We start from the raw sequence: 21,663 nt of genomic DNA, 5'->3' as shown, positions 1-21,663 counted from the left end.
GGGGACGGCCGGGCGGCAGCGGCCCGGCATCCGGGGGGACTGCCGGGCCGCTGTGCGCGTGTCCGGGGGACGGCCGGGCCGTCCGCCGGTCAGGGGCTTTCTACGACTTCTCGCTCGCCGAGGCGGACGGCGACGCGGACTCCGACTCCGGCGCGGGCTGAGCGGGCGCGGGCGAAGCCGAGGCCGTCGGCTTCTGGCAGCCCTTCTGCTTCGCCATCGCGGAGCCGACCTCGCCGGACTGGAGCTTCTTCAGCGCCTGGTCACCGTTGGTGCTGATCTTGTTCAGCTCGTCGGCGATGCCCTTGAGACCGTCGGCGAACTTCGCCTGGTCCTTCGTGTCGAGCGCGTCGACCTTGGTCTTCAGGTTCGCGTAGGCCACCGAGGAGGCGTTGAGCTCCTTGACGGCCTCCTTCTGCGTGGTCTCACCGCCGTCCACGGGCGGCGCACCCGCGGACTCCACGGCCGAACCCAGCGCCTTGTACGCCTGCGAGATCTGCTGGAAGGCGGCCGAGTCGGTCTTCTGGACATCGGCGGGCTTGCTGTTGTCGGCCGTCTGCTGCTGGATCGCGGCGTTGGCGTTCGCGATCTTCTGCAACTGCGGCTGGACCTGGTCGCAGACCTTCTTCGCCCAGTCGTTGACCTTGTTGTCGCTGTCGTCGCTGCAGCCCGACAGCGTCAGTACGAGTACCGCACCGCCGGACAGTGCGGCTGCAAGCTTCTTGTTCACCGGATTGGGTCCCTTCCAAGGCTCTCGGCCCCGGAACTTACACGGCGCGTGGGTGACAATCAGGCGCCCGGTATCCGATATGTATTCTTTTGCAGCCATTTGCACCAAGAGATGTGAGGGAGATACAACTCACCCACCCGCTCGGACGCTCCCGCGGACATCCATGCGGACACACCGTCCGGTCCGCCCGTCCGACCGCTGCCCACCCGGGCCGGATGCGACGGACGCTGCGTCAGGGCGTCTGGCCGGCTGCCCCGGTGAGCGGGCGTCACCGATGACCGGCTCGGCTTCGGTCATGACCGTCCGTCTCAGGAAAGAGCCGCCGGACCGGAGGGCGTCGGGGCGCCGTCACCACCCGCGTGACCGTCTCCACCGGCCGGTCCACCGCTGTCCCCCACCGCGATTCCCCGCCGTTTGGACACGACGACCGCGGCGACGATGACCACGACGGCGATGACGGCGACCAGAGCCCGTACGCCCGCGCTCGCGTCCTGGCCGTAGCTGAACCGGACCACTGCGGGGGCGATCAGCAGCGCCACGAGATTCATCACCTTGAGAAGCGGGTTGATGGCCGGGCCCGCCGTGTCCTTGAACGGGTCACCGACCGTGTCACCGATGATCGTCGCCGCGTGGGCCGGGCTTCCCTTGCCCCCGTGGTGACCGTCCTCGACGAGCTTCTTGGCGTTGTCCCACGCTCCGCCGGAGTTGGCCAGGAAGACCGCCATCAGGGCCCCGGTGGCGATGGCACCCGCGAGGTACGAGCCGAGGGCCCCGACCCCCAGGGTGAAGCCGACGGCGATCGGTGCGAGGACGGCGAGCAGACCGGGTGTGGCCAGTTCCCGCAGAGCGTCCCTGGTGCAGATGTCGACCACGCGCCCGTACTCGGGTTTCTCCGTGCGGTCCATGATCCCGGGGTGCTCCCGGAACTGCCGGCGCACCTCGTACACCACGGCTCCCGCCGACCGGGAGACCGCGTTGATGGCCAGCCCGGAGAAGAGGAAGACCACGGCGGCCCCGAGGATCAGCCCGACCAGGTTGTTCGGCTGGGAGATGTCCAGACTCAGCCCGAGCTCCCCCGCCCGGGCACCCACGTCGCCGACCGCGGTGGCGAGGGCGTCCCGGTACGAGCCGAAGAGCGCGGACGCCGCCAGGACCGCCGTGGCGATCGCGATGCCCTTGGTGATCGCCTTGGTGGTGTTGCCGACGGCGTCCAGATCGGTGAGGACCCGGGCTCCCGCGCCCGTGACGTCGCCGGACATCTCCGCGATGCCCTGGGCGTTGTCGGAGACCGGGCCGAAGGTGTCCATCGCGACGATGACGCCCACCGTGGTGAGCAGGCCGGTACCCGCCAGGGCCACGGCGAAGAGCGCCAGCGTGATCGACGTACCGCCGAGCAGGAAGGCTCCGTAGACCCCGAGACCGATGAGGAGAGCGGCGTAGACGGCCGACTCCAGGCCGAGGGAGACACCGGCGAGCACGACGGTCGCCGGGCCCGTCAGCGAGGACTTCCCGATGTCCCGCACGGGCCGGCGGCCGGTCTCGGTGAAGTAGCCGGTGAGCTGCTGGATCAGGGCGGCGAGCACGATCCCGATGGCCACGGCGACCAGCGCGAAGACGCGCGGATCACCGCCGTGCGAGGTGATGGCCCTGTCGGTGACCCCGCCCAGCTCGGCGTAGGAGGACGGCAGATGGACGAGGACGGCCACCGCCACGAGGACGAGCGAGATCACCGCGGACACGAAGAACCCGCGGTGGACGGCGCTCATCCCGCTGCGGTCCGCGCGCCTGGGGGCCACGAGGAGGATCCCGATCACCGCCGTGACCACGCCGATCGCCGGAACGATCAGCGGGAAGGCGAGACCCGCGTCCCCGAAGGCAGCCTTGCCCAGGATGAGTGCGGCCACGAGCGTCACGGCGTACGACTCGAAGAGGTCCGCGGCCATGCCCGCGCAGTCCCCGACGTTGTCACCCACGTTGTCGGCGATGGTGGCGGCATTGCGCGGATCGTCCTCCGGGATGCCCTGCTCCACCTTGCCCACGAGGTCGGCCCCCACATCGGCGGCCTTGGTGAAGATGCCGCCCCCGACGCGCATGAACATGGCGATCAGCGCGGCACCGAGGCCGAAGCCCTCCAGCACCTTCGGCGCGTCCGCCGCGTAGACGAGCACCACGCAGGAGGCGCCGAGCAGGCCGAGGCCCACCGTGATCATGCCGACCACGCCACCGGTACGAAAAGCGATCTTCATCGCCCTGTGCGACACGACGGCGAGGTCTTTCTCCGGTTCTCCGTCCGCGGGAGTCGCCTCGCGGGCGGCGGCTGCGACGCGCACATTGCTGCGGACGGCGAGCCTCATGCCGATGTATCCGGTGGCAGCCGAGAAAAGCGCCCCCACCAGAAAGAAGAGCGAGCGCCCCGCCCGCTGGGGCCAGTTGTCGGCCGGAAGCAGCAGGAGCAGGAAGAACACGGCTGCGGCGAAAATACCGACGGTGCGCAACTGCCGGGTCAGATAGGCGTTCGCGCCCTCCTGAACGGCTGCCGCGATCTCCCTCATCCGCTCGGTGCCCTCACCGGCGGCCAGCACCTGGCGCGCCAGCAGCCGCGCCACGACGAGCGCGGCAAGGGCGACGACCGCGATGGCGACGACGATCAGCCTGTTGCCGCTGGTGAGTGCTGCGGCCGCGAACGCGGTGGACCGGCCGGACGGCACGGAAACGTGCACCAGGTCCACCGGTGGGGTGCTGAGGAACTCGGCCATACGTCCTCCTTGACGCTCAGTGCTCAAGACGTGGACGGAACGCAGGAAGAAGAGCCTGGTCAACCTAGTGGGTGGTCAGTGAAATGGTTTTTCTCCCACCCGACGGCACACCATCCCGCACGTAAACGAACCCGAATGCAGCAAGGGGAGCGACGAGCCCGATACCTGCAATACGCGGAATGTCCGGAGATCAGCGATCGGCGGTCATTGATCACTGGTCGCCGGCCTCTGGTCGCTGGTTATCGACTCATGGTTGGTGCTCGCTGATCGCGCGGAGGGAGAGCCACGAACAAGCAGATCCTTCCCGCCCGCCGGGGCTTCTCGGCACACGACACGGCCCTGGCCTGAACAGGCCGACGATCGGTGATCTCCGGCCGGCCCCGGAGATCAGCAGGATCCGGGGCTGGTTGTGGTCGGGGGTGACGGGTGTCCGGGGCTGGCTGCCGTCCGGAGACGACGTGGATCCAGGGATAACCGGGATCGGGGACTGACCGGGATCGGGGGTGGCCTGGCGTCGTAGGTGGCCCGGATCCGAGAGCGGCCCGGATCCGCGGGTGGCCGACGTCGGACCACTGACCGGCACTCGGAGGCGGCCTGGATCCGAAGCTGACCGGAACAGCCCGCAGCTGGTCACGCCGTCGGGCCCGGTGTCCGAATCCAGGGCATAGAGGCGAAGGGCCGCGGGTCGAGCAGAGGGAGGGTAGGCGCAGCTGAACGCACGGAAGGCAGCTCAGTGGAGCGCGGGTCCATGCGGAGGCTTCCCGGGAAGGAGCCGGGTCTGCGGACGCACGTCGACTGCACAGGGCGGAGGCGCTGCAGCAAGTGAGCTACCTCGTCGGACGAGGCTGCGTCAGGAACCGCGGCGGGCGAAACCGCGCGAAGGCCGAGCCGGGCCTGACCTGGCGAGGGATCGAGCAGGGCGGGCCGCGTGGGCCGTATGGGCCGGGACCGCGTGCGAGCGGACGGTGTGCGGGCCGAGTCGGGCGGAGCCACGTGCAAGGCCGGGCCGAACCGGACCCGGTGAAGGGCCGAGCAGGGCGGGCGTACGCATGCGTACGGGGTCTGCGCCGAGGCGGATGGGACCGCGGGAGGAGCCGAGCAGAGCGACTGCAGGCAGGCGGAGCCGAAAGGAGGTGGGGGCTAGGTGGACCGCTCCGGGCCCAGAGGCCGGTTCCCGTCCGGGTGGGTCAGGGAAGCGCCACGGCCGGAGTCGTCGGCCAGGTCATGCGGATCACGCCGCCGTCCGCTCCCGTACGGACCTCCACGTCGTCGACCAGGCCGCTGATGACGGCGAGGCCCATCTCGTCCTCGGTGTCGGCCTCGGTCTCCGGAACATCCGGACCGCCGCCGGGCACACCTTCTGCCGAGGTGCCGCTTCCCGCGGCAAGATGCCCGTCGCCGACCTCGATGGAGAAGGCCTTCTCGTCCTCGATCAGGACGACCGTGACGGGCGCAGTGATGTCATGGCTGCGATGCAGCCCCACGGCGCGACTGCACGCCTCGCCGACCGCGAGTCTGACCTCGTCGAGCACCGCCTCGTCGACGCCGGCCCGGCGCGCCACCGCAGCCGCCACGAGGCGGGCCGTCCTGACGTGTTCGGGCTGAGCGCTGAAGCGGAGTTCAACGGTTGGCATGCCATCCCCCTCGAACGTACGGGCGTGCGTTTCAGGGGCCCGGGCGTGACGCCCGGGTACCCCTGTTCTCATTCTCCCCCGGAAACCGACGAAGCCGGCAGTCGACCACATGGTCGACCGCCTGCTCGTGGCGGCCCGTCTGCTGCCGCCTGCCGGTCCGTCACCGCCATGCCTGCCGACCTGGGAACGGCCGGCCTGCGCCGACTCAGTCGGTGGCCGCGACAGCCTCGTCGACCGTGGTGTGAATGGGAAACACCTTGGTCAGACCTGTGATCCGGAAAATCTTGAGAATGCGCTCCTGGTTGCACACCAGGCGCAACGAGCCCTCATGGGCCCGCACACGCTTCAAGCCGCCCACGAGCACGCCGAGGCCGGTGGAGTCGAGGAAGTCGACGCCTTCCATGTCGACAACCAAGTGGTAGCTGCCGTCATTCACCAACTCGACCAACTGCTCGCGCAGCTTGGGCGCGGTATACACATCAATCTCGCCACCGACCTCGACGACCGTACGGTCGCCACCAGGCCCGGACACATTGCGAGTCGACAGGGACAGGTCCACGGATCCTCCAGCACCTTGCTATCGAGCGGTCGCCCCTCGGTCTCCCCGACGGAGGTCAGGGGACGGATCGCCAGCCGCGATGGCATTCAATCACTTACCAGCAGCCATGCACGACGCCTTGGGGCCATTGTCCGTCACGCCAGTGACACACTCGGTGTCGATGGCCAAGAATCACCGCCCCAGTCGACCACCCGGGAACGCAGGCTCGCGCCCCTCTCCCGCTGTGGTTCTCGACCGGCTCGCCGCAACGGCGGGCCGGGCAGCGCGCATCACTCATACGGAGCACCTGCCCCCGCGTGCGGGAACCCATGCCACCTGGCCCGATCGCATCCGGCCAGAAGTGATCGCGGCAATCAGCCAGGCGGGGATCGACCATCCGTGGACGCACCAAGCCGTCGCGGCCGAGCACGCTCTGGACGGCGAGTCCGTGGTGATCGCCACCGGAACGGCGTCCGGCAAATCACTCGCCTACCTCGCTCCGGTACTGAGTACCCTCCTCGACGGCTCCCATGCCCCGAACGGCCGCGGCACCACCGCCCTGTACCTCGCTCCCACCAAGGCTCTGGCCGCCGATCAGCGCCGCGGAGTGAAGGCGCTCGCGGCTCCCCTGGGCTCCGCGATCCGGCCCGCGGTCTACGACGGGGACACGCCGGTCGAAGAACGCGAATGGGTGCGCCAGTACGCCAATTACGTCCTGACGAACCCCGACATGCTGCATCGGGGGATCCTCCCGTCGCATCCCCGTTGGGCCTCGTTCCTGCGCGCGCTCCGCTTCGTCGTCATCGACGAGTGCCACACGTACCGGGGTGTCTTCGGCTCACACGTCGCCCAGGTGCTGCGCCGTCTTCGCCGTCTCTGCGCCCGCTACGGATCCGATCCCGTCTTCCTCCTCGCTTCCGCCACGGCGGCGCATCCCTCCGTCGCCGCGGGCCGTCTCACGGGTCTGCCGGTCAAGGAGGTCGCGGACGACGCCTCGCCCAGGGGGGAGATGGTGTTCGCCCTCTGGGAGCCACCGCTGACCGACCTGCACGGCGAGAAGGGTGCGCCCGTACGCCGAACCGCCACGGCCGAGACAGCCGACCTCCTGACCGATCTGACCGTCCAGGGTGTGCGCTCGGTCGCCTTCGTGCGCTCACGGCGGGGTGCCGAGCTCATCTCCGTCATCGCCAAGGAGCGGCTCGCCGAGGTGGACCGCTCCCTGCCCGGGCGCGTCGCCGCCTACCGGGGCGGTTACCTTCCCGAGGAACGCCGCGCCCTGGAGAAAGCCTTGCACTCCGGGGACCTGCTCGGGCTGGCGGCCACCACCGCGTTGGAGCTCGGCATCGACGTCTCCGGTCTGGACGCGGTCGTCATCGCCGGCTACCCGGGAACGCGTGCATCCCTCTGGCAGCAGGCAGGGCGTGCCGGACGCTCGGGGCAGGGCGCTCTTGCCGTCCTCGTGGCACGGGACGATCCGCTGGACACCTTCCTCGTCCACCATCCCGAGGCGCTGTTCGACCAGCCGGTGGAGTCGACCGTCCTGGACCCGGACAACCCCTACGTCCTCGCTCCGCACCTGTGCGCGGCGGCAGCGGAGATTCCCCTCACAGCGGCCGACCTCGCGCTCTTCGGCCCCACTGTGCCCGAACTGCTGCCCCAGCTGGAGGCCGCGAAGCTGCTGCGCAGACGGACGACGGGCTGGCACTGGACGCGCCGGGAACGCGCTGCCGACCTCACCGACATCCGGGGCGGAGGCGGCCGTCCGGTCCAGATCGTCGAGGAGGGAACCGGCCGACTGCTGGGAACGGTCGACGAAGCAGCCGCGCACACCTCCGTCCATGAGGGCGCCGTCCACCTCCACCAAGGCCGGACCTACCTGGTCCGGAACCTCGATCTGGAGGATTCGGTGGCCCTGGTGGAGGAAGCCGTCCCTCCGTACTCCACCAGCGCCCGCGACACCACGGCGATCTCCGTGCTGGAAACCGACACCGAGATCCCCTGGGGCAACGGACGGCTCTGTTTCGGCTCCGTCGAGGTCACCAACCAGGTCGTCTCCTTCCTGCGCCGCAGACTGATCACCGGAGAGGTCCTGGGCGAGACCAAACTCGACCTGCCGCCGCGCACCCTGCGCACCCGCGCCGTGTGGTGGACGGTCACCGAGGACCAGCTGGACGCCGCCCGGATCAATCCGGAGATCCTCGGAGGCGCCCTGCACGCGGCGGAGCACGCCGCCATCGGGATGCTGCCGCTCTTCGCCACCTGCGACCGCTGGGACATCGGCGGTGTCTCCGTTCCTCTGCATCCGGACACGCTCCTTCCCACGGTGTTCGTCTACGACGGCCATCCCGGTGGTGCCGGCTTCGCGGAACGCGCCTTCCGCACCGCCCGTGCATGGCTCACCGCGACGCGTCAGGCCATCGCTTCCTGCGAGTGCGAGGCAGGGTGCCCCTCCTGCATCCAGTCCCCCAAGTGCGGCAACGGCAACGAACCTCTGCACAAGCGGGGCGCGGTGCGACTCCTGACCGAGCTGCTCGGAACGGCGCCGCCGGACCTCGAAGAGGTCAACCCGGGCGGAAGCGCTGAGGACTCGCGACCGGAAGGCACCGGCTGAGGAGTGCCGCGTATCTCACGGCTCGTTCCCGAGTTCTCGGTACAGGCATTTCCCGGGCTCTCGGGTTCTGGGGTTCCCGGCCCTCGGATATTCCTGACCTTTCGGGTCACCGGGCCTTCAGGTCCCAGAGTCCTCCGGCCTCGGGTCCCTGAGCTCTCCGGGGGCTGGGGATTCTCTGACTTCTTCGAATCTTCCGGTAAGGGGCTGTCCGGTTCCCGGGGCTCACGTTTCACCGAATCCAGGGTCCCCGGGTCCAAGGACTCGGTAGTCACTCATTCCCAGGTTCACGGCCCGCAAGTGTCCGCTGCGAGTGCCGGGGACGGCGCCGGAGGCCGTGCCGGTGACAGCCGGGGGCTGCGGAGGCCCGGCTCTCGACCTGACCTCCGGTGTGTAGGGGCCGAAGCGTGCACGCGCGGTCACGTCAGCGATCTCGGCACGGACCACACAGCGCACGATCTCCGCCCGCTGCGCCAGAGCGACCTCGGCAGCCGCCCCGCAGGCCGCTTCCGCACCTCGCAGCGCCCGGTCGGCTGCGGCGAGCGCCGCCAGATCTGCTGCACCACCGGCCCTGTGACGAGCGGCCACGACCTGGCCGAGCGCGAGCACCAGCGCGAAGACCGCGCAGAGCGTCGCGGTCGTGACAGCCACCCAGACCGTCGCGAGCCCACGGTCCCCGGATCCCTCCCTCCTCGTCACGAATCCACCCCGACGCTGTCCTCGGCCAGCGCGACTGCTTCGGCACTCAGCGTCAGAGCAAGCGGTCCGGGCCCCGGTGTCGGTGCCTCGACTCTGACCCGCCACAGGCCCCCCGTACGCTCCACGGCCACGCGAGCCCTGTCCGGCGCCGATTCCCGCGCCACGGTCCGCACCGCGGCCTCAGGCTCGGACCGGGCAGCCGCCCTCGCTCCGGCGCGTGCGGCGTCCACACAGCGAATCTGGTCCGCCGCGGCCACGAGCGCCCAGACGAGAACGAACGCGAAGGCCACGAGCACGGTGAGGGCCATGGCGGCCTCCGCCGTCACCGCGCCCCGGTCGCCTTCCCTCCGCCCGAGCATCCGCTCAGAACTTCGCATCGAGGGCGTCCTTGATCAACGACTGCAGCGCCGACAGCACCGCCCCGCTGGTGACCACCTTGTAGAGCACCGCCGCGAACGCGCAGGCGGCGATGGTCCCCACCGCGTACTCGGATGTCGTCATCCCCCGGTCGAGGCCCCCGCGGCGGGCGCGCCGGCCGAAGCCTGCCGTCCACCCGCGACGCAGAACGCGCAGAGACCGCTCCATGAACTTCCTGTCCACATCAACCCCCATGTCTCAGACCTCACGGTGTTCCATCCGGAACTCTTGATTCAGCTTTCATTCAGCGCTTCGCCCCGGCCGGATCCCGGCCACGCCGCGATGCGATGGGCGAGCGAGCGGCGGCCCGGCCGCCGCTCGAGAACATCCGGCAGCCCTGCTCACCCCGGGCACACTCGGCGGTGCGGCTGTGGCGCCCGCAGTCCGACGAGGCCGTGCAGCGCATCCAGAGGGACCCGTTCCGCCGGCTCGCCTCGGGCCAGCCCCTGGACGACCTGGTGCCGTGTCTCAGCCGCTTCGGGTGAGACCGGTCGCCAGTCCGATCACCACCGGTGCCACTCCCATGGCCAGAAAGGCAGGCAGAAAACAGAGCCCCACCGGTGCGGTGATCAGCACGCCCGCCCGCTGGGCGCGCGCCACAGCAGCGCTCGCACGCTCGGCGCGTATCTCGTCGGCGATCCTGGACACGGGTTCCGCCGCAGGTGCCCCCGTCGATGCGGCGCGGGCCAGACAGCGGGCCAGCGGCGCGGCCCCCGGCAGCTCTCCGAACTGGCGCCACGCCTGGTCGGGTTCGCCGCCGAGGAGGATCACACCGGCCGTACGGGCGAGCCGCTCGCCGACCGGACCGGCAATCGTTTCCCCGACCGCCTCCGCCGCTTCCCTCGGTCCGGCACCCGCCGAGAGACAGGAGGCCAGCAGGTCGGCCGTGATCGGCAGTTGCCGGGCGATCAAAGCAGCCTCGCTCTGTGTACCGGCAGGGGTGCGCCTCCTCGCGGAACGCCACCACCGCCGCGCTCCGTACGCCGCCAGAAGGCCGACCCCGCATCCCGGAATGCCGCCCACGAGGATCCAGCCGGACGCCCAGACGGCCAGGAACACCGCCCACCGGCGCGCAGGTTCCCAGCCCGCTGCCCGTGGGTCCCACCGCCTCCGTGCCGGTCTGCTCCCACCGGACGTGACCAGCCGCGCTCCCTTCCTGCGTACGCGCTGCTCACACCGCCGATCGGCCAGGGCGAGACCGAGATACCCCACTGAACCCAGCAGCGCCCCCACGGCCCCGGCCGCTGACGCCCAGGCCTCCATGGCATACGTCCCGGTCATGCCGCCTCCCCCGCCCGCACGATCCGCGAGGCCCAGAACAGACCCACAGCCTCCAGCAGACCGCCCGTCGCCAGGCAGACGAGTCCGCCCGGGCTGTGCAGCAGCACTCTCAGTGGTTCCGCTCCGAGCGCCGCCCCGAGTCCCAGGCCCAGCACCGGCAGTAATGCCAGAACCGCGACCGTCGACCACGCGCCGGCGAGCTGGGCCCGCAACTCCTCCCGCCTCCGCCTCTCCCCCCGCAGGGCGGACTCCAGCCGGGCCAGCCCCGCACCGAGCCCGGCTCCGCCGTTCACAGCGACCCGCCAGCAGGCGGCCATACCCGCGAGACCGTCGCGGCCCGGCCCGGTCGATGCCTGCAGCAGAGCGGCCGGGACATCGCCGCCGAACCGTGCGGCAGCCAGCACGGCTGGTTCGGCGGCGCCCAGCGCCCGGGCGTCACGAGCGGCGACGAGCAAGGCCTGCCCCGGCTCGCGCCCTGCCCGTAGTTCACCGGTCACCGCCCCGCAGAGCGCCGTCACCGCGCGAGCCGCCTCCTCACGCTCACGCCGCCGCTCACGCCGCTCGATCCAGCGCTTCGCGAGAGGGACCGCCACGGCGCCCGCGAACAACGGGAGCACCGATTCGCCCAGGAGAGCGAGGAGAGCCGCCACGGGAGCACACAGCCATTCCCTCCGCCGGTCGGGAAAGGCGCGGACACCGGTCCATACGGCCGGCCCCCACGGCTCTGTCCCCCGTCGGGTCATCAAGGCCCGAGCGCGCGGTGCGCCCCTGTCCCTGGCCACGACCAGACCTCCGGCCAGACCAGTCAGGCCCGCCATCGCCCACTCCGGCATGCGCATCAGAGCGTCGGAGCCCGTCACAGCCGCTCCCCGACCAGAACTCCGAGCCGCTCCCAGCCGCGTTGCGGAACGAACCCGCCGTCGCTCCAGCTCAGCGCGGGCACGGTGACGACCAGGCCTGCGGAATCACGCTCGAGCACATGGACTTCGGCCAGGCGCCGCTGCCCGTTCCTGTCACGCACGAGGTGAACGACGACGGACAGTGCCGCGGCCAGCTGGCTGTGCAGAGCCGCACGGTCGAGGCCGGCAGCCGTCCCCAGAGCCTCCAGGCGCGCCGGAACGTGCTCGGCCGCGTTGGCGTGGACCGTGCAGCACCCACCCTCGTGCCCCGTGTTGAGAGCCGCCAGGAGCTCCGTCACCTCAGCTCCGCGGACCTCTCCCACCACCAGACGGTCAGGACGCATGCGGAGTGCCTGGCGTACGAGATCCCGCAGCGTCACCCGCCCGGCACCCTCCTGATTGGCGGGACGCGACTCCAGCCGCACGACATGCGGGTGATCGGGCCGCAGCTCCGCGGAGTCCTCCGCCAGCACGATGCGCTCGCGCTCGCCGACCGCCCCCAGCAGACTCGACAGCAAGGTGGTCTTCCCCGCGCCGGTTCCTCCACTGATCAGATAGGAGATTCGGGCCTCCACCAGCGCCCTCAGCAAGCGGTCTCCGCCGGGCGGCACCGTCCCCGCCGCAACGAGCTCCGCCAGGGTGAAGGCCTTGGGCCGCACCACCCGCAGTGAGAGACAGGTCGAGCCGACGGACACCGGCGGCAGGACCGCGTGCATGCGTGTTCCGTCCGGCAGCCGCGCGTCCACCCACGGCCTGGCGTCGTCCAGTCGGCGCCCCGCCACTGCTGCGAGCCGCTGAGCGAGCCGGCGGACGGCCGCCGCGTCCTGGAACACGACCCTGGTGAGCTCGAGTCCGCCGCCGCGGTCCACCCACACCCGGTCGGGAGCCGACACCAGCACATCGGTCACCGCCGGGTCGGCAAGCAGCCGCTCCAGCACGCCTGTACCGACCAGCTCGCCCCGCAGCTGCTCGGCAGCGCCGAGGACTTCGGCGTCACCGAGCAACCGGCCCTGCTCCCTCAGTGCGGCGGCCACCCCAGCCGGGGTAGGTGCCACACCGCTTCGGGCCAGTCGTTGGCGCACGGCGTCGAACAACGCGTCGGTCATCGTGTCCCTTCCGTCCGAGGCCGGGCCGGGACGGCCTCCGAACGGGCCGGGGCGTCCGCCAGCTCCCAGAACGCGGCGGAGAAGCGAGCCAGCGTCCCGCGGGGATCTCCGCCCGGGGGTGTCCCGTTGTCCTGGGACGAGGACAGCCCGGCCTCCGGAGGCAGATCGCCGACGAGCGGGAGCTCCAGCGCCTCTGCCACCCAGTGCTCGTCCAGACCTGCGGTGTAGGGGCCTCGGGCGACGACGCGCAGGTCCTCCAGGACCATGCGGACGGACGAGGCGACGCGCTGCGCGGCCGCGACAGCCCTCAGCTCGCCGGGCACCACCAGCAGTCCGACGTCCAGCTGCGCCAACGCCTCTGCCACGCTCTCATCGACCCTCCGCGGCAGATCGACGACCACCACGCCGCCGAGCCTGCGCGCCGCCGCGAGCACGGACCGCATGGCCTGCGGCGGAACGGTCACCTCGTCGTCACGGCCACAGCTGAGCACCCGCAGTCCGTGCAACGCAGGCAGGGACTCCTCCAGTGCCCCTCCTCCCACCCGCCCCTTCGAACGGGCGAAATCCGGCCATCGCAGACCCTCGGAGGCCTCACCGCCCAGCAGTACGTCGATGCCTCCGCCCAGGGGATCGCCGTCGATCAGCATGGTCCGCCGCCCCGAGCGCGCCGCCGTCACGGCCAGCGCGCAGGCCAAGGTGGACGCACCGGAGCCACCGCGTCCTCCCAGCACCCCGACGGTGAGTGCCGGCCTGCCCACGCCCTCCACCGCATTGGCGATCTGGTCGACGAGCCACCCCTCGGAATCGGGAAGCCGCAGCACGTACTCGGCGCCGATCTCCACGGCCAGGCGCCACACACGGGGATCGTCCTGATCCCGGCCGACGAGCATGACCCCGGGGCGGCGCGCCGCCCCGCGGCAGCCTTGTGCCGCGTCGTCACCCACCAGAACCATCGGGGCACGCTCCCATCCGCCCCTCCCCTCCGGAGGCCCGTGATGGACCTCCGGAACCGCTCCGGCCGCCGCGCACAGCCTGAGCAGATCGTCCAGCAGCTCGGCGTCCTCCGTCACGATCAGCGGTCCGCTCCGTGGCCCTTCGCCGCTCGACGTGCCCTCGCCCATGAAAGATCCAGCCACGATCTCCGCCCCTCTCACTGCCCCTTCAGTGCGGTCTCGCGGCGATCTCGAAGCTTCCGAGAGGCGCGATTCCGGAACCTGCGGACTTCGCAGGTGGAATCACCATGCAACTGCACGGAAAGACATGTGGATCTTGCTCAAAAACTGTGGACAACCCCGGCGCTGTGAATAACTCGGTAGCTCGTACAGGGGACTTTCACAGCGCAGCACTTCCACTACGCACAGTCACGACGGATGATCGATCCCATGCCTGCAAGGAGACGCCGATCATGGCCCGCAGAGGAGAGGAGGCCTCGATCCTCGGCCGTGAAACACATCCGGACATGCGACGACCCCCGCCGGGGGGGAGAGCGGGGGTCGTCCCCACGGCCGACTCGGGGGGGGGAGGAGCCGGACCGGGTTAGCACGGTCGCGAACGATCCGTGACTTCCATGGTGTACCCGAGCCCCTTCTCAAGCAAACCCACCCGCCGGACTTTACGCCGAATGGCGGGCCCCTATGCTCACCTTTGTGGAAAACTGCTTCTCGCCTCGCACAGCAGCCTTCTTTGACCTGGACAAGACGGTCATTGCGAAGTCATCGACACTGACCTTCAGCAAGTCCTTCTACCAGGGCGGGCTGATCAACCGACGCGCTGTACTGCGTACCGCGTACACACAGTTCGTGTTCCTTGCCGGAGGTGCCGATCACGACCAGATGGAGCGGATGCGCGAATACATCTCAGCGCTCTGCAAGGGGTGGAACGTCCAACAGGTGAAGGACCTGGTGGCCGAGACCCTGCACGACCTGATCGACCCGATCATCTACGACGAGGCGGCGACCCTCATCGAGGGGCACCACACCGCCGGCCGCGACGTGGTCATCGTCTCGACCTCGGGGGCCGAAGTCGTCGAACCGATCGGGGAACTGCTCGGCGCCGACCGGGTGGTGGCGACCCGAATGGTGGTGGGCGACGACGGCTGCTTCACGGGCGAGATCGAGTACTACGCCTACGGCCCCACCAAGGCAGAGGCGGTCAGGGCTCTCGCCGAGTCCGAGGGCTACGACCTCTCCCGCTGCTACGCCTACAGCGACTCCGCCACCGACGTGCCGATGCTCGAGTCCGTCGGACACCCGCACGCCGTCAATCCGGACCGCGCGCTGCGGCGAGAGGCGACTCTCAGGGAGTGGCCGATTCTCGTCTTCGACCGGCCCGTCCGGCTCAAGCAGCGTCTGCCGGCCTTCTCGATGCCTCCCCGCCCCGCACTGGTGGCGGCTGCCGCGCTGAGTGCGGCCGCCGTGACCGCCGGACTGGTCTGGTACGCCAACCGCCGCCGGTCCTCGGTGCTCGCCAGCTGACAGGCCCGCCCCGAGGGAGGCTCCGGGCGCCGCGTATCGACGCGTCGCCCCTCGGCCGGCGCTCCCGGAACGCCCGACTCACGACTATTTGAACACAAAAGTAAAGAAGTGCGGGCAAGCCTTCCACTTCCACCGGCCCCGGAGTACAAAGGAGTCAACGGCCCGCGAGACCAGGGACATCCGCGAGGATGACCTTTCACGCACAGCAGGCCCCACGGACCGCGCACGAAGGCCGAGCACCCACGCGACGTCGACCCGTCGATTACGGGCCAGCCGCACCAGGTGACGGGCAATGAACCCGACCTGATGGGCATATATCGAGGACGCTTGGTAACTCGGCGGACGTGCCAGCGGCGGTACCGGAACCGGTACCGCCGCACCCCTTTCCCGGCCCCGCCGACGCACACGCAGCACCGGCCGCCCGGGGGTGCTCTGCGCACCGAGCGGCTACGCGGCGCCCCGCTGCAGCGCCTCGCACACCGCCGTGGACTCCCGGACACCCAGTTCGACCGATCGGCCGCAGTGCGCGATCCAGGCCGCCATACCCTCCGGGCTCCCCGACAGATACCCCTCGAACGCGGCCACGTACGCCGCTCGCCCCTGCTCCGCATGGCCGACTTCGGCGGGGCAGACCGACTTGGGATCGAGCCCACTGCCGATCAGCACGATGCGCTCCGCGGTCCGGGCGACCAGGCCGTTGCACGAACCGAAGGGGCGGAGCGCGAGCAGTTCACCGTGCACCACCGCGGACGCGACCAGCGCGGGGGCGGCACCACCGGCGATGATCAGTTGCGACAGCCCTTCGAGCCGCCCGGACACCTCGCCCGCGCCGGGGAGGGGCGCCTCGATCAGCGGTTCGTCGACCGGCTCACCGGCCAGCCGGGGCCTGCCGACCGTGTCGTCAGGAGTCGCGCCACCGGCCGCCACCAGGTGCAGCCGGGCCAGGACGCGGAGCGGTGACTGCCGCCAGATGGAGAGCAGTTGACCCGCCTCCGCCGTCAGCCTGAGGGCGGCACCGACGGTGCGCGCCTCGTCCTCACCGCTGAAGTCCGTACGCCGACGCACCTCCTCGAGGTTCCAGTCGGCACCCGAGAGGGCCGCCGACCCGCGAGCTCCACGCAGAGCGGCCTCGGCGGTGACCTCGTTGCTGCGGCGCCGCATGACCCGGTGGCCGTAGACGCGGTCGACGGCCTTGCGTACGGAGTCCACCGCATCGGCGACCCCCGGCAGGTCCCCGAGGGCGGCGAGCGGATCCGAGGAAGACGTACTCATAAGTAGGAAGGCTACGCGCCCGGGGTCCGCACACCGCCGGGGAGTGGCCTTCTTCACGAAGAGTGACAACAGGGAGCAATTGAGCGACTACCCTAGGTGAACATGAAGATCGCTTTCGTGGGGAAGGGCGGCAGCGGCAAGACGACGCTGTCCTCGCTCTTCATCCGCCACCTCGCTGCCAATGAAGCCCACGTCGTCGCGGTGGACGCCGACATCAACCAGCATCTGGGCGCCGCCCTGGGGCTGGACGAGAACGAGGCCGCCGCGCTCCCGGCCATGGGCGCCCAGCTGCCGCTCATCAAGGACTACCTCCGCGGGAGCAACCCCCGCATCGCCTCGGCCGCGACGATGATCAAGACGACCCCGCCCGGGCAGGGGTCCCGGCTCCTGCGCGTCCAGGAGGACAACCCGGTCTACGACGCCTGCGCCCGGACGGTCCGCCTCGAGGACGGGGAGATCAGGCTGATGGCCACCGGGCCGTTCACCGAGACGGATCTCGGCGTCGCCTGCTACCACTCGAAGGTCGGGGCGGTGGAGCTCTGCCTCAACCACCTCGTGGACGGCCAGGACGAGTACGTGGTGGTCGACATGACGGCGGGGTCGGACTCGTTCGCGTCGGGGATGTTCACCCGCTTCGACATGACCTTCCTGGTCGCCGAGCCGACCAGGAAGGGCGTCTCCGTCTACCGTCAGTACAAGGAGTACGCGAGGGACTTCGGCATCGCGCTGAGGGTGGTGGGCAACAAGGTGCAGAGCGAGGACGACCTCGACTTCCTGCGCGCCGAGGTCGGCGACGACCTGCTGGTCGGAGTCGGCCATTCCGACTGGGTCAGGGCGATGGAGAAGGGGCGTCCGGCACCGTTCGATCTGCTGGAGGCGGACAACCGGATGGCCCTGCAGGCACTGCAGAACGCCGCCGAGGACTCGTACGAGCTGCGCGACTGGGAGCGTTACACGCGGCAGATGGTCCACTTCCACCTGAAGAACGCGGAGAGCTGGGGCAACGAGAAGACGGGCGCCGACCTGGCCGCTCAGGTCGACCCCGCCTTCGTCCTGCACGAGCACCTCACCGAAGCGTCCGCCGCACAGCCGGCCTGAACCGGCCCGGGCGAGGTCCGGGCAGCCGCCCTATCCCGCGGACCCGTCGGCCGTCCTGCCTGCCGGCCGGTCCGGCCCGGCAGGGGCGGGGCTGCCGGCCGGCTCTCCGGCCGGTGCGGTTCCCGTCAGGAACGCGGACCAGCCCGGCTTGGGCGCCTGCCCCACCTTCAGCGTCCCGAGCTTGTCGAGCGTCGCGGGGTCCTGGGCGTCCAGCCAGTCGGCGAGCTGGCGGAAGGAGACGCACTGAACGTCCTGCTGGGTGCACACCGTCTTGATCGTCTCCTCGATGGCGCGCATGTAGGTGCCACCGTTCCAGGATTCGAAGTGGTTGCCGATGATCAGCGGGGCGCGGTTCCCGTTGTAGGCGCGGCTGAACGCCTGGAGCAGGCCGTCCCGCATCTGGTTGCCCCAGTACGCGTGCTTGCCCGGGTCGCCCTGTGTCGTGCCGGACTGGTTGAACATGAAGTTGTAGTCCATCGAGAGCGTCTCGAAGGCTCGTCCCGGCACCGGGACGAGCTGGAGGGGGAGATCCCAGAGCCCGTCCTTCTTCGCCGGCCAGACCTGGTTGCCCACGCCGCTGGAGTCATAGCGGAATCCCATGGTCCGCGCGGCCGCGACCATGTTCTTCTGGCCCTCCAGGCACGGAGTGCGGGCCCCGATCAGCTCCTTGTCGTAGTCGAAGGGGAGCGGCGCCTCGCCCTTGAGGGCCGGTGTGTTGGTCTTCCAGCTCTTGACGAACGACTTCGCCTGGCTGATCTCGCTCTTCCACTCCTCGACCGACCAGGTGCCGACGCCTCCCTCCGGACCGCAGAAGTGGCCGTTGAAGTGGGTGCCGATCTCGTTGCCGTCCTGCCACGCGGCCCGCAGCTCGGTGAGGGTGTCGCGGATCCCCTCGGCGTCGTTGAATCCGATGTCGGAGCGGCCGGCCGAGTGCTGCGGCGGGTCGTAGAGCGCCTTCTTCTCCTCCGGAAGGAGGTACACGCCGCTGAGGAAGTACGTCATCCGGGCGTCGTACTTCTTCGCGACCGCGCGGAAGTGCGAGAAGAGCTTCTGGCTGTCCTCACCCGCACCGTCCCACGAGAACACCACGAACTGGGGCGGCTTCTGACCGGGCTTGAGGCGCTTGGCCGCGGGGAGCTTCGGCTGGGCCCCCGTGAACGCGGTGGACCCGTCACCGATGAGGCTGACCGGACCCTTCGGCGCAGCCGCCGGAGAGTTGCCCTCCGCGCCGGGTGCCGACTGCTCGCCGGATCCCGGCCGGGTTCCCGTACCGGAGCCCGAGCAACCGGCCAGGCCGGTGATCAGTGCCGTGACCACGGCACCCAGTGCGATCCGCTTCGTGACGGCCATCATCCGTCCACCCTCTTCCTTGCAGGATTCGTGCGTTGAAGTGCCGACACGGCGCCGTCAACCTCACACGCAGCCCTGCCGGAATCAGTACGACAAGCCGAATGAAAAGCTGCTTATTCACCTGGAAGGGTGACTCACTGCGCTATTTGATCGAAAGCATGGACACCTTTCTTTACTCTCCATTACGATTCATTTACGGAGAGTTGAAAATCCCGCCGCTGTACCCCACCGCTGCACGCCGTGATCAACGGCCGCCGTCACTCGTACACCGCGACCGCGCTGCCCCGGAGGAGACGGGAACATGTCTGCCTGCGTCCCTACCCGCAACGACCACTCGTCCCGTAGTTCGCGCCCCTCGCGCGCCTCGGGCATCAAGCGTCCGCACAGCCCGCCGCCCCGTCGGGGACGTTTCCGCGTCTCGGGTGCGGATCTGTCCGCATCGATCACCGTCTTCCTCATCGCCGTCCCCATGTCGCTCGGTCTCGCCGTCGCCATGGACGCCCCCCTCGCCGCCGGCCTCGTCGCCGCGGCGATCGGAGGGATCGTCGCCGGACTCCTGGGCGGCACACCGCTCCAGGTCAGCGGCCCCTCCGCCGGACTGACCGTGGTCACGGCCGAGTTGATCCAGGTCTACGGCTGGCGCACCACCTGCGCGATCACCATCGGCGCAGGCCTCCTCCAGATCCTGCTGGGCTCGCTGAGAGCGGCCCGTAGCGCCTTGGCCGTCAGCCCGGCCATCGTGCACGGCACACTCGCCGGGATCGGCGTGGCCATCGCCCTGGCCCAGCTGCACATCGTGCTCGGCGGGGCACCGCAGAGCTCCGCTCTCGACAACGCCCTGACACTTCCGTCACGCCTGGTGGAGTCCGATCCGGCCGCCCTCTCCATCGGGATGCTGACGGTCCTCCTCCTCATCGCGTGGCCGCGTCTGCCCGGACGGGCCGGAAAGTCCCTGGGCAGAATTCCTGCCGCGCTCGCCGCCGTGGTCATCGCCACGGCCGTCGCGGCCGCGGCGACTCCCGGGATCGCCCGTGTGAACCTCCCCTCCTGGCGCTCGCACGCGCTGCCCGAGGCGCCGCACGGCCCGGTGGCCGCGCTCGCCGCGGCGGTGTTCACGGTCATGCTCGTCGCCAGCCTCGAATCGCTGCTCGCCGCGGTCTCCGTGGACAAGCTCGCCGCGGACCGGTCGGCAGCGGCACCGAAGGACGGGACACCACCCCCCGCACCGGTCGAACGATCCGATCTCGACCGGGAGCTGCGGGCCCAGGGAATCGCCAACGCGCTGTCAGGACTGGCCGGAGGTCTCGCCGTGTCCGGCGGCGCGGTGCGCAGCTCGGCGAACGTGCGAGCGGGAGCGGAAAGCCGCGCCTCCACCGTGCTGCACGGCGTCTGGGTGCTGCTGGCCGCCCTGCTGCTGGTCACCGTCCTCGAGTGGATCCCCCTGGCCGCGCTCGCGGCCCTGGTGATGGTGGTCGGCATCCAGATGGTCAGCTTCGCCCACATCCGCAAGGTGCACCGGCACCGGGAGTTCCTGGTCTACGGCGCGACGATCAGCGGTGTGATCCTGGCCGGGGTGCTCGAGGGTGTGGCGATCGGCATCGTCGTGGCGGTCGCCGTCGCCCTGCACCGGCTGGCCCGCACCAGGATCACCGTGACGGAGCAGGACGGCCGTTACCTGGTGACCGCGCGTGGACAGCTGACCTTCCTGGCCGTCCCCCGCCTCAGCCGTGTGCTGGGGAGGCTTCCCCACGGGGTCGACGCCGTCGTCGAGTTGGACGGCTTCTTCATGGACCACGCGGCGTACGAGACGATCCAGGACTGGTACACGGCGCAGACGGCGATGGGAGCCCACATCGAGTTCACCGGACGTTCCGGTGGCCGGATCGCCGAGCCTGCGTCGGCGGCCCACTCCTGCTGCCGCCCATGGACACCGTGGCGCAACCACCACTGCCACGACGGCGTGCAGGACACCCCGGCGACCAGCACACCTGCCCCCTCGTACGTCGTCTCGAGGACCGCCCCCGCCGAGGCCGCGGCCGCGGCAGGATCCTCGGCCGGCCGGCACGGCGCCAGCCGGCTTCTCAGCGGGCTGAGTTCGTTCCAGCGCACCACCGCCCCGCTCGTCCGCGGGGAGCTGGCCCGGCTCGCCGAGGAAGGACAGCGGCCCTCACAGCTCTTCCTGACCTGTGCCGACTCCCGCCTGGTCACCAGCATGATCACCGCGAGCGGCCCGGGCGATCTCTTCACGGTGCGCAACGTCGGCAACCTCGTGCCGCCTCCGGACAGCGAGGGCTCGACGGGAAACGACGATTCCGTGGCTGCCGCGATCGAGTACGCCGTGGACGTGCTGGAAGTCGAATCCATCACCGTCTGCGGGCACTCCGGATGCGGGGCCATGCAGGCTCTGCTGAAAGCCGAGCCGGAGACGCCCCGGACGCCTCTGTGGCGCTGGTTGCGGCACGGCCTGCCGAGTGTGGAGCGCATGCGTTCCCGTGACCACTCCTGGGCGCGCATCGCAGGCCGGCTGCCCACCGACGCGGTCGAGCAGCTCTGCCTGACCAATGTCGTTCAGCAGTTGGAACACCTGCGCGCACACGAGTCGGTGGCACGCAGGCTGGCGGCAGGCACCCTGCACCTGCACGGCATGTACTTCCATGTCGGCGAGGCCCAGGCCTACCTGCTGACAGAGGGCGCCAGCTCGGGGACGGGGCCCGACGAGGTCTTCGCCCGAGTCGCCCCCGGAGCGGTGTGGGGCGCGGAGCCCGACAGCGAAGCGGCACCGACCGCTCCGGTGAGTGCCTGAA

At 70.3% G+C, this 21,663-nt stretch carries 18 protein-coding genes; 5 read left to right on the top strand and 13 right to left on the bottom strand.

Translation table 11 applies throughout. The annotated features are described in order from the left end of the window. Positions 1 to 100 precede the first annotated feature (100 nt). From ABZ172_RS07100 to ABZ172_RS07085, 4 genes are all read right to left on the bottom strand, one after another. On the bottom strand, positions 101 to 727 hold the full coding sequence (locus tag ABZ172_RS07100; RefSeq protein ID WP_356880993.1) for a small secreted protein: 627 nt from the start codon (positions 725 to 727) through the stop codon (positions 101 to 103). 308 nt (positions 728 to 1,035) lie between these two features. Next, positions 1,036 to 3,483 (bottom strand): sodium-translocating pyrophosphatase, encoded by a 2,448-nt coding sequence (locus ABZ172_RS07095; RefSeq protein ID WP_356880991.1) that lies wholly within the window; start codon positions 3,481 to 3,483, stop codon positions 1,036 to 1,038. A 1,187-nt stretch (positions 3,484 to 4,670) separates the two neighbouring features. Beyond that, complete coding sequence (locus tag ABZ172_RS07090) at positions 4,671 to 5,117, bottom strand: ATP-binding protein (protein ID WP_356880989.1); 447 nt, start codon at positions 5,115 to 5,117, stop codon at positions 4,671 to 4,673. Between the two features lie 205 nt (positions 5,118 to 5,322). Beyond that, complete coding sequence (locus tag ABZ172_RS07085; protein WP_003967428.1) at positions 5,323 to 5,676, bottom strand: STAS domain-containing protein; 354 nt, start codon at positions 5,674 to 5,676, stop codon at positions 5,323 to 5,325. A 79-nt stretch (positions 5,677 to 5,755) separates the two neighbouring features. On the opposite strand from ABZ172_RS07085, the gene ABZ172_RS07080 reads away from it, so the two are divergent. Beyond that, positions 5,756 to 8,266, top strand: a complete 2,511-nt coding sequence (locus tag ABZ172_RS07080) for a DEAD/DEAH box helicase (RefSeq protein ID WP_356880987.1) — start codon at positions 5,756 to 5,758, stop codon at positions 8,264 to 8,266. Positions 8,267 to 8,488: 222 nt separating this feature from the next. Here the strand turns inward: ABZ172_RS07080 and ABZ172_RS07075 are convergent, their stop codons facing one another. From ABZ172_RS07075 to ABZ172_RS07065, 3 genes are read right to left on the bottom strand one after another with little or no spacing between them, the layout of a single operon-like run. Continuing rightward, positions 8,489 to 8,962, bottom strand: coding sequence for an Rv3654c family TadE-like protein (locus ABZ172_RS07075; RefSeq protein WP_356880985.1), 474 nt, complete (start codon positions 8,960 to 8,962; stop codon positions 8,489 to 8,491). After that, positions 8,959 to 9,339 carry a TadE family type IV pilus minor pilin gene (locus ABZ172_RS07070; RefSeq protein ID WP_356880983.1) on the bottom strand — a complete coding sequence of 127 codons (381 nt, stop codon included), beginning with the start codon at positions 9,337 to 9,339 and terminating at the stop codon, positions 8,959 to 8,961. The genes ABZ172_RS07075 and ABZ172_RS07070 overlap by 4 nt, the downstream gene beginning before the upstream one ends. Next, positions 9,326 to 9,562, bottom strand: coding sequence for a DUF4244 domain-containing protein (locus ABZ172_RS07065; protein ID WP_356881196.1), 237 nt, complete (start codon positions 9,560 to 9,562; stop codon positions 9,326 to 9,328). Before ABZ172_RS07065 ends, ABZ172_RS07070 begins: the two co-directional genes overlap by 14 nt. A 104-nt stretch (positions 9,563 to 9,666) precedes the next feature. Between ABZ172_RS07065 and ABZ172_RS07060 the strand changes: the two genes are divergently transcribed. Next, complete coding sequence (locus ABZ172_RS07060) at positions 9,667 to 9,864, top strand: hypothetical protein (RefSeq protein ID WP_356880981.1); 198 nt, start codon at positions 9,667 to 9,669, stop codon at positions 9,862 to 9,864. Here ABZ172_RS07060 and ABZ172_RS07055 read toward each other — a convergent pair. From ABZ172_RS07055 to ssd, 4 genes are read right to left on the bottom strand one after another with little or no spacing between them, the layout of a single operon-like run. Then, positions 9,848 to 10,642 (bottom strand): type II secretion system F family protein, encoded by a 795-nt coding sequence (locus tag ABZ172_RS07055; protein WP_356881194.1) that lies wholly within the window; start codon positions 10,640 to 10,642, stop codon positions 9,848 to 9,850. The genes ABZ172_RS07060 and ABZ172_RS07055 overlap by 17 nt on opposite strands. Positions 10,643 to 10,656: 14 nt before the next feature. Further along, on the bottom strand, positions 10,657 to 11,499 hold the full coding sequence (locus ABZ172_RS07050; protein WP_356881192.1) for a type II secretion system F family protein: 843 nt from the start codon (positions 11,497 to 11,499) through the stop codon (positions 10,657 to 10,659). 17 nt (positions 11,500 to 11,516) lie between these two features. Then, the gene (locus ABZ172_RS07045; protein WP_356880979.1) at positions 11,517 to 12,665 is read right to left on the bottom strand and encodes a TadA family conjugal transfer-associated ATPase; all 1,149 of its coding nucleotides are present in this window, start codon (positions 12,663 to 12,665) and stop codon (positions 11,517 to 11,519) included. After that, positions 12,662 to 13,786 carry a septum site-determining protein Ssd gene (gene ssd / locus ABZ172_RS07040; RefSeq protein WP_356881189.1) on the bottom strand — a complete coding sequence of 375 codons (1,125 nt, stop codon included), beginning with the start codon at positions 13,784 to 13,786 and terminating at the stop codon, positions 12,662 to 12,664. Before ssd ends, ABZ172_RS07045 begins: the two co-directional genes overlap by 4 nt. A 513-nt stretch (positions 13,787 to 14,299) precedes the next feature. Between ssd and ABZ172_RS07035 the strand changes: the two genes are divergently transcribed. Next, positions 14,300 to 15,139, top strand: coding sequence for an HAD-IB family hydrolase (locus ABZ172_RS07035; RefSeq protein WP_356880977.1), 840 nt, complete (start codon positions 14,300 to 14,302; stop codon positions 15,137 to 15,139). Between the two features lie 447 nt (positions 15,140 to 15,586). Here ABZ172_RS07035 and ABZ172_RS07030 read toward each other — a convergent pair whose 3' ends face one another. Then, positions 15,587 to 16,411, bottom strand: coding sequence for an oxidoreductase (locus tag ABZ172_RS07030; protein ID WP_356880975.1), 825 nt, complete (start codon positions 16,409 to 16,411; stop codon positions 15,587 to 15,589). 102 nt (positions 16,412 to 16,513) lie between these two features. Between ABZ172_RS07030 and ABZ172_RS07025 the strand changes: the two genes are divergently transcribed. After that, positions 16,514 to 17,509 carry an ATP-binding protein gene (locus tag ABZ172_RS07025; RefSeq protein WP_356880973.1) on the top strand — a complete coding sequence of 332 codons (996 nt, stop codon included), beginning with the start codon at positions 16,514 to 16,516 and terminating at the stop codon, positions 17,507 to 17,509. A gap of 30 nt (positions 17,510 to 17,539) precedes the next feature. On the opposite strand, the gene ABZ172_RS07020 is transcribed toward ABZ172_RS07025, so the two are convergent. Continuing rightward, positions 17,540 to 18,862 carry a hypothetical protein gene (locus tag ABZ172_RS07020; RefSeq protein WP_356880971.1) on the bottom strand — a complete coding sequence of 441 codons (1,323 nt, stop codon included), beginning with the start codon at positions 18,860 to 18,862 and terminating at the stop codon, positions 17,540 to 17,542. Positions 18,863 to 19,160: 298 nt separating this feature from the next. Here ABZ172_RS07020 and ABZ172_RS07015 point away from each other — a divergent pair, with 298 nt between their 5' ends. Beyond that, positions 19,161 to 21,662, top strand: coding sequence for a SulP family inorganic anion transporter (locus ABZ172_RS07015; RefSeq protein ID WP_356880969.1), 2,502 nt, complete (start codon positions 19,161 to 19,163; stop codon positions 21,660 to 21,662). Position 21,663: the final 1 nt, after the last annotated feature.

This window comes from Streptomyces sp. NPDC006296 (assembly GCF_040613235.1).
In the GTDB taxonomy this organism is placed as follows: domain Bacteria; phylum Actinomycetota; class Actinomycetes; order Streptomycetales; family Streptomycetaceae; genus Streptomyces.
The sequence above is the reverse complement of the archived record's forward strand: the minus strand, read 5'-3'. Positions and strand labels throughout refer to the sequence as shown.